Origin of the sequence: Burkholderia sp. ZZQ-2, from assembly GCF_050768715.1 — a bacterium.
In the GTDB taxonomy this organism is placed as follows: domain Bacteria; phylum Pseudomonadota; class Gammaproteobacteria; order Burkholderiales; family Burkholderiaceae; genus Burkholderia; species Burkholderia cepacia.
Genome location: NZ_LDVA01000072.1, coordinates 14,097 through 27,457 on the forward strand (window position 1 = coordinate 14,097; position 13,361 = coordinate 27,457).

General features: G+C 69.2%; 11 protein-coding genes and 1 pseudogene. 8 read left to right on the forward strand and 4 right to left on the reverse strand.

Annotation, left to right across the window (positions count from 1 at the left end; translation table 11 throughout):
- Positions 1-135 precede the first annotated feature (135 nt).
- Positions 136-1,965: a methyl-accepting chemotaxis protein gene (locus tag ABY44_RS03120; protein ID WP_060173845.1), complete on the forward strand. Its 1,830-nt coding sequence runs from the start codon at positions 136-138 to the stop codon at positions 1,963-1,965.
- Between the two features lie 71 nt (positions 1,966-2,036).
- On the opposite strand, the gene ABY44_RS03125 is transcribed toward ABY44_RS03120, so the two are convergent.
- The gene (locus tag ABY44_RS03125; RefSeq protein ID WP_060173846.1) at positions 2,037-2,828 is read right to left on the reverse strand and encodes a response regulator transcription factor; all 792 of its coding nucleotides are present in this window, start codon (positions 2,826-2,828) and stop codon (positions 2,037-2,039) included.
- Between the two features lie 219 nt (positions 2,829-3,047).
- Between ABY44_RS03125 and ABY44_RS03130 the strand changes: the two genes are divergently transcribed.
- From ABY44_RS03130 to ABY44_RS03145, 4 genes are read left to right on the forward strand one after another with little or no spacing between them, the layout of a single operon-like run.
- Positions 3,048-5,399 carry a hypothetical protein gene (locus tag ABY44_RS03130; protein ID WP_060173847.1) on the forward strand — a complete coding sequence of 784 codons (2,352 nt, stop codon included), beginning with the start codon at positions 3,048-3,050 and terminating at the stop codon, positions 5,397-5,399.
- Positions 5,396-6,616, forward strand: a complete 1,221-nt coding sequence (locus ABY44_RS03135; protein ID WP_124920004.1) for a hypothetical protein — start codon at positions 5,396-5,398, stop codon at positions 6,614-6,616. The genes ABY44_RS03130 and ABY44_RS03135 overlap by 4 nt, the downstream gene beginning before the upstream one ends.
- 13 nt (positions 6,617-6,629) lie before the next feature.
- A complete protein-coding gene (locus tag ABY44_RS03140; RefSeq protein ID WP_060173848.1) occupies positions 6,630-7,298 on the forward strand; it encodes a DUF1266 domain-containing protein in 669 nt (222 codons plus the stop codon).
- Between the two features lie 60 nt (positions 7,299-7,358).
- Positions 7,359-8,165 (forward strand): hypothetical protein, encoded by an 807-nt coding sequence (locus ABY44_RS03145; RefSeq protein WP_060173849.1) that lies wholly within the window; start codon positions 7,359-7,361, stop codon positions 8,163-8,165.
- Positions 8,166-8,207: 42 nt separating this feature from the next.
- Here the strand turns inward: ABY44_RS03145 and ABY44_RS03150 are convergent, their stop codons facing one another.
- The 3 genes from ABY44_RS03150 to ABY44_RS03160 all read right to left on the reverse strand — a co-directional run bounded on the left by ABY44_RS03150 (position 8,208) and on the right by ABY44_RS03160 (position 10,140).
- Positions 8,208-9,137, reverse strand: coding sequence for a phosphatidate cytidylyltransferase (locus tag ABY44_RS03150; protein ID WP_059695701.1), 930 nt, complete (start codon positions 9,135-9,137; stop codon positions 8,208-8,210).
- Between the two features lie 37 nt (positions 9,138-9,174).
- Positions 9,175-9,807: a lysophospholipid acyltransferase family protein gene (locus ABY44_RS03155; protein ID WP_059682194.1), complete on the reverse strand. Its 633-nt coding sequence runs from the start codon at positions 9,805-9,807 to the stop codon at positions 9,175-9,177.
- 102 nt (positions 9,808-9,909) lie between these two features.
- Positions 9,910-10,140, reverse strand: coding sequence for a hypothetical protein (locus ABY44_RS03160; protein ID WP_155253126.1), 231 nt, complete (start codon positions 10,138-10,140; stop codon positions 9,910-9,912).
- Between the two features lie 134 nt (positions 10,141-10,274).
- On the opposite strand from ABY44_RS03160, the gene ABY44_RS03165 reads away from it, so the two are divergent.
- The 3 genes and pseudogenes from ABY44_RS03165 to ABY44_RS03175 form a co-directional block, all read left to right on the forward strand.
- On the forward strand, positions 10,275-10,880 hold the full coding sequence (locus ABY44_RS03165) for a CDP-alcohol phosphatidyltransferase family protein (RefSeq protein WP_027787786.1): 606 nt from the start codon (positions 10,275-10,277) through the stop codon (positions 10,878-10,880).
- A 90-nt stretch (positions 10,881-10,970) separates the two neighbouring features.
- Complete coding sequence (locus tag ABY44_RS03170) at positions 10,971-12,740, forward strand: bifunctional alpha/beta hydrolase/class I SAM-dependent methyltransferase (RefSeq protein ID WP_059682197.1); 1,770 nt, start codon at positions 10,971-10,973, stop codon at positions 12,738-12,740.
- Positions 12,737-13,361: pseudogene (locus tag ABY44_RS03175) on the forward strand (serine/threonine protein phosphatase); the annotation flags it as partial. The gene ABY44_RS03170 and the pseudogene ABY44_RS03175, both read left to right, overlap by 4 nt.

The window sequence follows — 13,361 nt, forward strand, 5'->3', positions numbered from 1 at the left end:
CGCCGGCCTGGGCTCAACTTTTTTTGCCGGTCTGACCAGTCGAACCTCAAGTTGCATCGCGTGCGGTCGTTAAGGACGGTTGAGTGCCCATTTGACCAACCGAAAACAACGCGGCAACCGGAGATCAACGTCATCATGCTGTCATCGATTCGCGCCCGGATTCTGGCGACCTGCGTCGCCATCGTGGTCACGGCCCTGGCCGTGACAGGCGGCCTTGTGTACTACGTCGTCAAGCAGCACAACGACACGACCATCGACCAGAACCTGCAGTCCGTCCTGACCGGCCACGCGCTCGCGCTCGACGAGTGGGTCGCGAGCCGCGCGCAGCAGACCCAGGCGCTCGCGGACACGCTGACGCCGGGCGAAGGCGATCCGCTGCCGGCGCTGACGCTGCTCGGCAAATCGGGCGGTTTCCAGGTGCTCACGCTCGGCCTGCCGGATCACACCGCGTATTCGAACGTCCCGCTCGCGGCCGGCTACGATCCGACCGCACGCCCGTGGTTCAGGCAGGCGGTCGACGCAGGCCGGCTCGTCGTCACGGCGTTGTACCGCGACGCGTCGACCGGCAAGCCCGCGTTCGCGTTCGCCGCCCCGATCGTTCGCGGCGGCACGCTGAAGGGCGTGCTCGCGGCGAGCCTTTACATGGAGCGCGCGAGCGCGATCGTGGCGTCGATGCATCCGACGCCGTCGAGTTTCGCGTTCCTGGTCGACAAGAGCGGGCGCCTGATCGCGGGCGCGAAGACCGATCTGATCATGAAGCCGGCCGCCGAGCTGTCGCCCGAACTGACGCCGGAGCGTCTCGCCGGCCTGCAGACGGCGACCGAACCGGTGGCGATCGACGTGGACGGCGTGACCAAGCTGCTCCGCGCGCGCCCGATCGCCGGGACGGACTGGTCGCTCGTCATGGCGCTCGACCGGTCGGACGTGACGGCCGGCATGCGCGCCGTCGCGACGACGACGCTCATTGCGATCCTCGTCGTCGCCTGCGTCGCGGCGGCACTCGTCGGCGCGTTGACGAACGCGGCATTCAAGCGCGTGCTGCTCGTGCGCGACGCGCTGACCGACGTCGCGAGCGGGAGCGGGGACCTGACGAAGCGGCTGCCGGCCGACGGCGGCGACGAGGCCGCGCAGATCGCGCGGGCCTTCAACCTGTTCGCCGAAAAGATCAGCGCGATCCTGCTGCAGATACGCGGATTCAGCGAATCCGTGAGCGTGGCGAGCGCGGAGATCGCGCAGGGCAACCAGGACCTGTCGAGCCGCACCGAACACGCGGCATCGAGCCTGCAGGAGACCGCGGCGGCGCTCGAGGAGATCGCCGGCACGGCGCGCAACTCGGCCGACGCGGCCACGCAGGTGAGCCGGCTGGCGGAATCGGCGTCGGGCGTTGCCGTACGCGGCGGCGAGGTGGTGAGCGAGGTGGTCGCGACGATGGACGAGATCACGAAGGCGTCGGCCGAGATCTCGAACATCATCGGCGTGATCGACGGCATCGCGTTCCAGACCAACATCCTCGCGCTGAACGCGGCCGTCGAGGCGGCGCGCGCGCACGAGCACGGGCGAGGCTTCGCGGTCGTCGCGGGCGAGGTGCGCACGCTCGCGCAACGCAGCGCGGTGGCCGCCAGGGAAATCAAGCAGTTGATCCAGTCGTCCGTCGAGAAGATCGAAGGCGGATCGGGGCTCGTGAAGACGGCCGGCACGACGATGGACGAGATCGTCGAGGGCGTGCGCGGCATCACGAGCGTGATCGCGGAAATGACGGTCGCGGCGAACGAGCAGAGCACCGGGATCGCGCAGGTGAACCAGGCCGTGTCGCAGCTCGATCACTCGACGCAGCAGAACGCTGCCCTCGTCGAGGAGTCGGCTGCGGCCGCCGCGCTGTTGCGCGAGCAGGCGGCTCAGCTCGCGCAGACGGTCGGCGAATTCAAGCTCGCGGGTTCGCACCGGGCCGCGACGGCATCGGCATGATCCAGCCGCGGCCGTCGAAGGCCGCCGCAAAGAGGCAGGCAGGGGAGCGAAAACGGGCGCGACGGAGCGCGCTATCCGTCGGTCTGCGCCTTCAGGAACAGTGAAAACAGTTCCGATTGCGAATTGATCGCGAGCTTCCCGTAGATGTTGCGCCGATGCACCTTGACCGTTTCGGCGGAAATCGACAGCTTGTTCGCGACTTCCTTGTTCGAGCGGCCGCTGAGGATCAGCCGGATCACGTCGAGTTCGCGCGCGGTGAGCGGCGTGCCGAGCCGCGCCATCGCCTGCTCGAAGCCATCGTGCGCGCCGGCCCGGCGCGGCAGCGCCTGCTCCGCGGAGGCGGGCTCGAACGCGAGCCGCTGCCGCATCAGCCCGGCCACCCACGGCCGGATCAGGTCGAGCAGCGCAACCTGCCCGGGGCTGAAGCGCCGTTTGCTGCCGAGCGACAGGCACAGCGTGCGCGCATCGTCGAGCACGACGTTGAACTGCACCTCGTCCTCGACGACGTTGTGCGTGAAATAGAGCGTGTAGTACTCGGTATCGCGAAAGCATTCGGGCGCGACGTCCGACAGCCGGAACAGGCCGCTCCTCGGCGCGTCGCGGTTCGCGATGTAGAACGGGTCGAGCTGGTACAGGCCCTGTACGTAGTCGCGGAACAGCGGGTCGGGGCCGCCGCCTTCGTACGGGCATTCGGCGAACACCTGCGGGCGGCCGTCGCCGAAGGTCAGCACGACCCAGCTGTCGACCGCGACGTATTCCTCGATCAGCCGGATCAGCGCCAGCCAGAAGCCCGGCTGGTCGAGCGACTCGATGAGCCGCCCGACCGAACGATGCCACGCGACATCCTGCAAGGTGAGGTTCATGCGGTTTCCGGATCGGCGGGACCGGTCGGCGCGCGTCGCGCCGTCGCACCGTGCGCATCGACCTGTCCGGGGATGAAGAACGAGATCGTAACGCCGGGCGACGCGAATGGCGAGGCCGCGCACGGTCGCCGTCTCCTGATAAGCTATCGCGATTCCGAGATGGAGAAGTCGATGACTCCCAGCGCCAATACAACTACAAACGCCCATTCCAATATCGATATGACGACGATGCCCCTGACGGGCCAGTCGCTCGACACACTGATGAACCGGCTCGAAGCCGATCTCGAGGAAAGCGATTCGAGCCGCGAGAGCGACCTTGCGGCACGACTGCGTGCGCAGCCGTTGCGTGCCGATTCGCTCGACGCGATCGCGCGCCTGCACACGCTGTGGATGCACGCCGGCGATCCGGCCGCCGCGCGCGCCGTGCTCGACGAGGACGGCGCGGGCGTGCACGACGCGGCGCCGCCCGAGGCGCGGCCCGACATCCGCATGCAACTCGCGCTATACCGGCTGCAGGTCGCCCGGCACCTGGGCGAGAACGACGCCGTCACCGAGGCGATCGGCCAGATGCACGACGTCTTGCGCACGTCGCCGACGCTCGATGCCGATCGCTACGTCCGCGCACGCATTCTCGATACGCTCGAATTCGACCACGCGGAGCATGCGCTCGACGCGATCGAACTGCGGCATGCGCTGAACCGCGCGATTGCCGACCGCGCCACGTTTCGTGCGTGGGACGAGGCGAACCGGCAATGCCTGCGCGCGTGGGCACTGCGGCGTCTCGACCGGGACGACGACGCGCGTGCGGCGGCCGAGGCCGCGGTGGCTGCGATGGCATCGGCAGCGGTGGACCAGGACATCGACGCCGACGACTGGCTGCGGATCGGACGGGCGATGATCGAGATCGCGCCGCTGCAGTTCGACACCATTCGCCAGGCCGTCGAGTCGCGCATTGCCGACTGGGCGCTGCCGCCTCGCCGCGAGGCCGAGGTGAGGCTGGCGCGGCTCGCCGCGCGGGCGGCACACGCGCAAGGCGATCTCGCGGGCGCGCTGGCCCGTTGCGAGATGGCGCGCCACAGCCTCGAATCGGACGGCGGAGACGACTTCATCGAATACGAACTGCCGTGGCTGCTCGAGGCGGGCCGTTTCGACGAGGCAGGGCGCAGGGCGTTCTTCCACGTGTACCAGATCGAAAGCAGCATGCTCGACCGGGTCGGGCAGATCATCCATGCACGCCTGGCCGAGCCGACCGACACGTCGGTCTGGTGGCCGCTGTGCGCGATGCGCGCAGCGGGTTTCCAGCCGACGCTCGAGCGGCTCGTCGAACTCGGCGCGGAAGGGCCCGACGCGCTGGCCGCGCGTTCGCCGACCCATGGCGAGATCTTTGCCGCGTTCGGCTCGCTCGAAGGCGACGCGTTGCGCTACGCGATCGCCGACGCCGCGCGCGAGGTCGCACTGCGGCGCGCGCCCGGCCATCCGTGGATCGCGCGGCTCGCGGCCGTCTACGACGGCGAAACCGGCCGCATCGACGCGACGACCCAGGCCGCGCGCCTGCTCGCGGCCGCGCAGGAAGGCGAGATGTACGACAACCGCACCGGGTTCATGCTGACCGATGCGCGCATTCGGGCGCTGGGTGTCGCCGCCGCGATGAAGCTGCCGCCGCCGCCGCTGCGCAGCGGCTTGTGGAGCTACGGCTACGCGTGCTCGATCGAGGACAGGGCCGAGGAGGCGATCGACGCGCTGCCGGCCGAGGAACAGGCGCCGGTGCGCGCCGATCTCGAGCGCCTGAAGATCGCCGCGTACGAGCAGGGCCGCGCCTGCATGGAGCGCTTCTTCGAGACGGGCAACGGCCATCCGTACGATGCGTGCGCGCACCTGTATTCGATGCTCTGCAACAACCTCGCGATCCTCTATCGCGGCGAGGAGCGCTACGACGAAGCGCTGGTCCTGCATCGCAACGGGATCGCGGCGAGTTCGTTTGCCGAGCATTACGACGGGGTGCGCTATGTGCTCGCGTGCCAGGAGAAGGATGAAGAGATGCTCGAAGCCGCCGAGCAGCTGTGGCACTACGCCGCCGAATACGGTTACAGCCGGCACGAGCCGAACTGGTACGTGCGCGACGTGGTGCGCGCGCTGTACCGCGTCGATCGCTGCAACGAATTGCCGATCTGGCTCGAGCGCCTCGTCGGCTGGCAGCGCGAGCACGACCAGCTCGACGGCAGGTTGCCCGACGAGGCACTGATTGCCCGCCTCGTGTTCGCGGCCCACATGTCGGAGTCGCATCCGGACCAGGCATCGGCGCTGTACGACGCCGCGCGTGCGCAGGCCGACGCGTCGCGCGATCTGAACGTGCTGCTCCGGGCCGCCGACGCGGCGTACGAACTGGGCCGCCAGCCGGACGCGAAATATTTCTACGAACGGGTGCTCGCCGGCAACCGGCACGCCGCCGAACCGCTCGACCTGAAGATGGACGTGATCGAGCGGCGGATCAGCGAGGCCGGTGCGCCGCCCGCGGCGCCGGGCCCGGCGACGGCCGCGCCGGGCAAGCGCTGGTGGAAGTTCTGGCAATGACGGCCGTCGGTCGGCGGGCCGGCTATGCGCCGCGCAACGCGCTGAACGCCGATGCGCTGAAAGCGGCGATCGCCGCGCGCAGCACCGCGCGAGGCGATGCCGACGCGGTGCGCGCGTGGCTGCTCAACCATTTCTACCGGCACGTCGTCGCGAACTTCGAGCCGGCACGCACGATCGGGTCGCTCGACGACGCGCGGCAGGCGCTCGGTAACGCCGCGCCGCCGGCGTGGGTCGCGCGGCGCTTCGGTGCGGACGCGAAGACGATCGGCGAGGCCGACGCCGGCAGGCTGGCGCCCGTCGTTTGGGTCGACCCGGGCGATCCGCAGCTTCTCGCGCTCGAAACCACGCTCGTCGAGTTTCTCGAGTCGCGCAAGGGGACCGGGCTCGAGGGCAAGCTCGACCGTGTCAATTGCCCGCAGGCGCTCGCGATGTGGGAACGCGAGCATGCGGAGATGGCGGCCCGGATTGCGCGCGGCTGGCGCGAGAGCCAGCCCGATGCGCTGCGCACCTGGTGTGAAACCGCGAACGGCCGCTTCGTCGAATTCCTGCCCGACAGCGCGCTGCTGCGCGCCGAAATGGCGTTCGAGAGTTACGTGATGCGCCATTGCCTCGGCCAGTTCGCCGACCGGCAGGCGCTGACGGGCGGCTACGGCGGGCGCTATGCGGAAGCGATCGAGGCGCGCACGCTGCGGCTGCTGAGCTTCCGGGACGCGAGCGGCCAGCCGCACATCACGATCAGTGTCGCGATGCGCGCGGACGGCGGCCTCGACGTCGATCAGGTCAAGGGCAAGCAGAACCGGCCGCCGGTCGAGCGCTATGTCGACGACGTGCTGACGTGCCTGAATACGCTGGGGACGACGGATAACACGCCGCCCGACTGCATCGCGCTCGGCGTGGTCCATACGGCGTCGGGGTGGTGCAGGATCGAGGACGTGACGGATGCCGCGTCGCAAGCACGGCTCGTCGCGCGCCATCCGCAATTGTTCGGGCGGCTCGCGGAGCCGACGCCGACCGTCGAGTGGCTGGTCGCCGCGCGGCAGCCCGAACTGTTGCAGGCGCGGCCGCCGCGTGCCGGCTCGGTGCGTTACGCGGTGCGCGCGACGCTGGCGCCCGCGGTGCCGTCCGCGCAACGGGACGATGCACGGCCCGCCTTTGCGACCGAGAACGTGCGCTGGCCCGGCTACGACGCGCCGCACGGCGCCAGTGCCGGCGAATGACGGGGCGAAGACCATGACATTCAAGCTGATCGTCGCGCTGTTCGTGCTGTGGCGTATCGTGCGTTACCTCCGCCGGCGCGGTGCGCGCCATTCGACCTTGTCCGCCCGCAAGCACTGGGCGCTGCTGCTCGCGCATCCGTACGTGGAGGCGACCGGGTTCTCGGGTTTCGACGATGCGGATACGAGCCACCTGAACGACACGTCGCGCAAGTTCCTGCGCGCGCAGATGCTGCATCAGATGGAGTTGCGCACCGACGCGACGGACGACGATGCGCGCGCGCACCTCGCACGCGTGCTCGAGACGCAATGGTTTCGGGCCGACCTGCATGCGCTGCAGCCGACCGACGACCCGCGTGCCGCACTCGCGTTCGCCTGTGCGCGGATGGCGTTCCTCGCGCGCGTGGCGATGCTGATGGGCTGGACCGAGCCGGACACCGCGTGGCGTGTGCTGTTGCTCAACGCGCAGCGCGCGCAGGATTGTTTCGGCAGCTGGACGGATTTCGGTAGCGCGTATATCGCGGGCCGCAAGCAGTGGGTGGCCGGGTTTCGCGCCGACCCGTTCGGCAAGGCGTTCGACGACGCCACGCTGCAGCGCTGGCTTGCACCGGACGGTGTGTGGGGGCGGGCGGCATGGCCGGGGCTGGCGGCGTTCGATCCCGAACCGGTCGCGCAACCTCGGTGACGCGTCGATGCCGCCAGCCGTTCACTTCGCATACCGCTTTCCGTTCCTGCCGACGCGGACATGATTTCATCCGTTCATCCCCTGTTGCGACGCCTGGCGCTGTCCGTTGCGTGTGCGGTGCCGGCGTCGGTGCTGCCCGCGACGGCGCAGGCGGTCGAGCCGGTCGCGGCCGACCGCCTGCTGCGCACGTTCCTCCACGACCACTACGGCAACTGGCGCGCGGACCGCAAGGGCTGGCAGTCGGACGCGGGCGATTTCATTCATTCGCCGTGCGGGTCGCTGCGCGTCGCGACCGCCGACGGCCCGCGGTACCTGCTCGCGGTGTGCGGCGAGACCGAGGCCGCCGTGCAGGACGGCATGCCGGGGATGGATTCGGACGGCACGACGGGCACCATCGACCTGTACGTGCTGAAGCCCGCGGCGGACGGCAAGACGCTCGAGCCGGTGGTGAAGAAGACGGATATCGCGTCCGGCAAGCGCGGCGAGCCGGGTACGGTGCGCATCGAGCGGTACGGCCCGCACCTGTTCGGCTTCACGATCGGCGATGGCGTCACGCTGCAGGGCTATACGATGGCGATGCGATCGATCTGGCTGCCGGTCGGCAACGCGATCGTCGAGGCGGCGCCGCGCATCGACGAAGCGCTCGACAACACGGGGTCGCTCGATTGCGGGAACGCGAAGTCGCATTGCGAGAGCCGCACGTTTTCGATCGTGCCCGACACGACCGGCACCGGCGACGTCTATCCGCTGACGGTCACGGAAACGGGCTCGCGCGGCGACAAGGCGATTCACGCGCGCTACACGGTGACGTTCGACGCGGCGCGCGGCCGCTACGTGGTGCCGAAGGCGTTGCGCGCAGGATACTGACCGTTCGCGCGAAGGAACGGGCGGCGCGGTGCCGCCCGCGCGTCATACGTACAGGTACCGCACGAGGTGGAAGAACACCGGCGCGGCGAAGCAGATCGAGTCGACGCGATCGAGCATCCCGCCGTGGCCCGCGATCATCGAACCCCAGTCCTTGGTGCCGAGCGAGCGCTTGACGGCCGACAGCACGAGGCCGCCGACGAAGCCCGCGATCACGATCGCGAGCGAGATCCCGAACGCGGCGCCGAAACTGAACGGCGTCACGCGATACAGCGACGCGCCGCACAGCGTCGCGAGCAGCCCGCCGCCGACGAACCCTTCGATCGTCTTGGACGGCGACAGCTGCGGCGCGATCTTGCGGCGCCCGAACAGCTTGCCGACGACATACTGCAGCACGTCGCTGATCTGCACGACGAGCAGGAAGAAGAACAGCAGCAGCGCGTTCTGTCCCGTGTAGCGCGGGATGTCGAGGATCAGCACGGCCGGCGCGTGGCTCAGCCCGTACACGCACACCATCAGCGCCCAGTTGATCTTCGCGTTGCGGCTCAGGAATTCGCGCGTGTCCTGCGTGAGCGCCGACACGAGCGACATCGCGAAGAACAGGTGCACGGGCACGAAGATCGAGTACATCCCGTACCAGTTGATCCCGAGCAGCAGGTATTGCACGGGGATCGCGACGAAGAACGCGATGAACAGCGTCGTGTGGTCGCTCGCGGTCGTCGGCGTAAGCGTGATGAATTCGCGCAGCGTCAGGTAGGACAGCACCGCGAACACGAGATACGTGACGTTGTTGCCGAGGCTGATCGCGATGACCATGATCGCGATCATCGCCCACCACGCACGGATGCGCTGGTTCAGGTTGACGATGGTCGCGCTCGTGCCGCCGCTGCGCGCGCCGAGGATCGCGCCGATCACGGTGGCGATGACGAGCACGCCCGTGACGCCCGCGACCAGTTCCCAGAAGAGAGTTCGCATGGGGGATATCCGGAAAAGGGAAAGGAGAGGGCGGTGTTCAGCCGGCCGGCCGCTGCGGCGGCGCGAGCGCGACGACCGCGTCGCGCATGCGGGCGAGGAACGTCGGCTTGTCTTCCTGGGCACCGAGCGCATCGTTCGCGCCGAAGTGCACCTTGCAGATCAGCGGCACCGGCCAGATCGCACCCTTCGGCATGATCCGTTGCAGGTTCTCGAGATAGACGGGCGCGAGCGCGACGTCCGGAAACTCGGTCGCGAGGTGGAACAGCCCGCTCTTGAACGGTTGCGGCAGGATCTCGGCGCCGCGCGTGCCTTCCGGGAAGATGATGATCGAATGGCCCTGCCGGAGCGCGTCGCGCACGGGGTCGAGCGGATCGCCGCCGGATTCCCGGTGGCGATCGATCAGCACGACGTTCAGCAGCTTCTGCGCGATGTGGCGCTTCGCGTCGCTGCTGTCCCAGTAGTCGCGCGCGGCGACGGGCCGCACGACCGCGCGCACGTCGCGCGGCAGCGCGGCGAGGATCGCGAGCGTGTCGATGTGGCTCGTGTGGTTCGAGAAGTAGATCTTCTGCGTGGGGGACGGCGGCGCCTGATGCCAGACCGGATACGCGCCGGCGACGAGCCGCACGATGGACAGCAGGAAGTCGCGCTGCCAGACGTTGAGAATGTTCATCGGCGTCGCGCCTCCTGCCTGCCTGCATGGCCCGCGGCGCATGCGCGGCGGGCGGAACCCCGGAATGCCGGCGCGGCAGGATGCGCGCCGGACGGCCCTTGTTTAAATTTTTTCAAATTCGTGGCTGCCTGTCGCAGGTCCGCGATAATCGGACGATTCGCCGCCACACGCTGTTGCGTCGCGGCGAATGCGCCGGTCGGCGGCGTGATAATCGGCTGTTGCACGAGTGCCCGTTTGCAGTTCGAATGGATCGTGCTGCGCTCGGGCCAGCGGATTATCGCGAGTTTCCGTCAAAAACGCCAGATTGGCGCCGCGCTTGCGCGCCGGGCGCATGCTTGACGCATCGGGGCCGCTCGGCGACGATTAGGGCCGTCCATGGAAGGCCGTCCAGGGCCGTTTCGCCGCCCGGGGCATGGCGGCGGGAAAGGTGTCCGACTGTGCCGCGCGAATAGAACGAATACGAAACGATGAGCCTCTACGCACTCAAACCCAAATTCCAGAACCGCCTGCGCCCGTTCGCGAACTCGCTCGCCGAGCGCGGCGTCACGGCCAACCAGGTCACGCTGTTCGCGGCCGGCGGCTCGATCGTCGTCGGCGCGCTCGCCGGGCTCGGCGTGTTTGCCCGCGCGCTGTTCCTGCTGATCCCGCTGTGGCTGTTCGTGCGGATGGCGCTCAATGCGATCGACGGGATGCTCGCGCGCGAGCACAACCAGAAAAGCACGCTCGGCGCATATCTCAACGAACTCGGCGACGTCGTGTCCGATGTCGCGCTGGTGCTGCCGTTTCTCGCGATTCCGGCGTTCGCTCCGGCAGACGTCTGGCTGTTCGCGCTGACGGCGGTGATCGTCGAATGCGCGGGGCTGATCGGCCCGCTGGTCGGCGTGAGCCGCCGCTACGACGGCCCGTTCGGCAAGAGCGACCGCGCGCTCGCCCTCGGCGCGTTCGCGCTGTGGATCGGGCTCGGCTTTCCGGTCGGCGGTGTCGCCGCATGGCTGTGGCGGCTGCTGATCGTGCTGTCGATCGTGACCGTGGTGCGGCGCGTGCAGGCCGGCATCGCGGAAAAGGGCGGTTGAAAGGGTAGTCAAGGCAGTCAAAGGCAGTGGCGGTACCGGGCGCCGGAGGGCGGCGCACCAAGATTCGAATAGCGAAACGAGAGAAAACGCATGAGCGCACGCCTGGCCCGCGAGGCCGACTTCATCACGCACGACGGCGAAACGCTGTTCTATCGTCACTGGCCCGCAACGGGCCCGCGCTGCCGCGGCGCCATCGTGCTGCTGCATCGCGGCCACGAACATTCGGCGCGCGTCGCGCATCTCGTCGACGAGCTCGACCTGCCGGATTTCGCGTTCTTCGCGTGGGATGCGCGCGGCCACGGCCGCTCGCCCGGCGCACGCGGCTACAGCCCGAGCGCGGCCGCGTCGGTACGCGACCTGCAGACCTTCGTCGAACATATCCGCGACACGCACGGCATCGCGATCGAGGACATGGCCGTGGTCGGCCAGAGCGTCGGCGCGGTGCTCGCGGCCACCTGGGTGCACGACTACGCGCCGCCGATCCGCGCGCTCGTCGTCGCGTCGCCGGCGTTTCACATCAAGCTCTACGTGCCGTTCGCGCGGCCGGGCCTGCGGCTGATGCACAAGCTGCGCGGGCTGTTCTACGTGAACAGCTACGTGAAACCGAAATTCCTCACGCACGATCCCGAGCGGATCGCGAGTTATGCGTCCGATCCGCTGATCACACGGCCGATCGCGGTCAACATGCTGCTCGACCTGCACGACACCGCGCAGCGGATCGTCGCCGATGCGGCCGCGATCACCGTGCCGACGCAACTGCTGATCTCGGGCGCCGACTGGGTCGTGCATCGCGGCCCGCAGGACCGCTTCTTCGAACGCCTCGGCGCCGCGCGCAAGGAGCGCATCGTGCTGCCGGGCTTCTATCACGACACGCTCGGCGAACGCGATCGCGCGCAGGCGCTCGCGCCGCTGCGCGCATTCGTGCTGCGCGAATTCGATGCGCCGAGCCCGCGCGTGTCGCTCGCCGATGCCGACCGGCGCGGTGCGTTCCACGATGAATACGCGGCGCTCGGCCGCCCGCCCGCGAATGCGTTCGCGCGTGCGTACTGGGCGCTCACGCGGGCCGGCCTGAAGGCCGGCGGCGCGCTGTCGGACGGTATCGCGCTCGGGCTGCGGCTCGGTTTCGATTCGGGCTCGACGCTCGATTACGTGTACCGCAACCGCGCGCAGGGGCGGCTCGGCGTCGGCGCGTTGATCGATCGCACGTATCTCGATTCGCCGGGCTGGGTCGGCATCCGCCAGCGCAAGGTGCATCTGCAGGAGCTGATCGGCGCGGCGATCGGCCGCCTGCGCGGCCACGGCACGCCGGTGCGGATCGTCGACATCGCGGCCGGGCACGGGCGCTACGTGCTCGACGCGATCGCGTCGGCCGCCGAGCGCGACGGCGCGGCGCCCGACGACATCACGCTGCGCGACTACAGCCCGCCGAACGTCGAGGCCGGGCGCGTGCTGATCGCGCAGCGCGGCCTCGAGCCGATCGCGCGCTTCGAGCGCGGTGACGCGTTCGACGAGGCGTCGCTCGCGACGCTCGAGCCGCGTCCGACGCTCGCGATCGTGTCGGGCCTCTACGAACTGTTCGGCGAGAACGCGCTGATCGAGCGCTCGCTGCGCGGGCTCGCGCAGGCCGTGCCGCCGGGCGGTTATCTCGTCTATACGGGGCAGCCGTGGCATCCGCAGCTCGAATTCATCGCGCGCGCATTGAACAATCACCGCGGCGAGGCGACCTGGGTGATGCGCCGCCGCTCGCAGGCCGAGATGGACGAACTCGTCGCGCGCGCGGGGTTCCGCAAGCTCGACCAGCGGATCGACGAAATGGGCATTTTCACGGTCAGCCTCGCGCAGCGGGTCGACGCGTCATGAGCGAATTCGGCGGCGACGCGCGCGGCCTGGCGGCGCAGGCGTCGGCGGCCGGCGCACGCGACGCGTCGTTCGCGCTGCGTCTCGGCTGGCTCGCGGTGATGGGCGCCGTGTTCTTCTCGACCTACGGCTTCGCGAACTGGCTCGCCGCGCGCCGCGTGGCGGTGCCGACCTTCGCGTTCGGCTGGGAACACGCGATCCCGTTCGTGCCGTGGACGATCGTGCCGTACTGGTCGATCGACCTGCTGTATGCGCTGTCGTTCTTCTTCTGGACGCGCCGCGCCGACCTGCTCGATCACGTGAAACGGCTGTTGACCGTGCAACTGGTATCGGTCGCGTGCTTCATCGCGTGGCCGCTGCGCTTCGGGTTCGAGCGGCCCGACGCGGGCGGCGTGGCCGGTGCGCTGTTCACGCTGCTGATGGGGTTCGACAAGCCGTTCAACCAGGCGCCGTCGCTGCACATCGGGCTGCTCGTCGTGCTGTGGGCCGTCTATGCGAAGCACGTGCGCGGCACGCTCGCGCGCGTCGTGCTCCACCTGTGGTTCGCGGCGATCGGCGTGTCGGTGCTGACGACCTACCAGCATCACGCGATCGACGTGCCGACCGGTGCGGCCGTCGGCTGTC

What these genes read in the sequence shown, in the direction of transcription:
- ABY44_RS03155 (WP_059682194.1), bottom strand. Translation starts at nt 9,807, where the DNA reads ATGAACATTCTCAACGTCTGGCAGCGCGACTTCCTGCTGTCCATCGTG.
- ABY44_RS03125 (WP_060173846.1), bottom strand. Translation starts at nt 2,828, where the DNA reads ATGAACCTCACCTTGCAGGATGTCGCGTGGCATCGTTCGGTCGGGCGG.
- ABY44_RS03130 (WP_060173847.1), top strand. Translation starts at nt 3,048, where the DNA reads ATGACGACGATGCCCCTGACGGGCCAGTCGCTCGACACACTGATGAAC.
- ABY44_RS03160 (WP_155253126.1), bottom strand. Translation starts at nt 10,140, where the DNA reads ATGCGCCCGGCGCGCAAGCGCGGCGCCAATCTGGCGTTTTTGACGGAA.
- ABY44_RS03165 (WP_027787786.1), top strand. Translation starts at nt 10,275, where the DNA reads ATGAGCCTCTACGCACTCAAACCCAAATTCCAGAACCGCCTGCGCCCG.
- ABY44_RS03120 (WP_060173845.1), top strand. Translation starts at nt 136, where the DNA reads ATGCTGTCATCGATTCGCGCCCGGATTCTGGCGACCTGCGTCGCCATC.
- ABY44_RS03145 (WP_060173849.1), top strand. Translation starts at nt 7,359, where the DNA reads ATGATTTCATCCGTTCATCCCCTGTTGCGACGCCTGGCGCTGTCCGTT.
- ABY44_RS03135 (WP_124920004.1), top strand. Translation starts at nt 5,396, where the DNA reads ATGACGGCCGTCGGTCGGCGGGCCGGCTATGCGCCGCGCAACGCGCTG.
- ABY44_RS03150 (WP_059695701.1), bottom strand. Translation starts at nt 9,137, where the DNA reads ATGCGAACTCTCTTCTGGGAACTGGTCGCGGGCGTCACGGGCGTGCTC.
- ABY44_RS03170 (WP_059682197.1), top strand. Translation starts at nt 10,971, where the DNA reads ATGAGCGCACGCCTGGCCCGCGAGGCCGACTTCATCACGCACGACGGC.
- ABY44_RS03140 (WP_060173848.1), top strand. Translation starts at nt 6,630, where the DNA reads ATGACATTCAAGCTGATCGTCGCGCTGTTCGTGCTGTGGCGTATCGTG.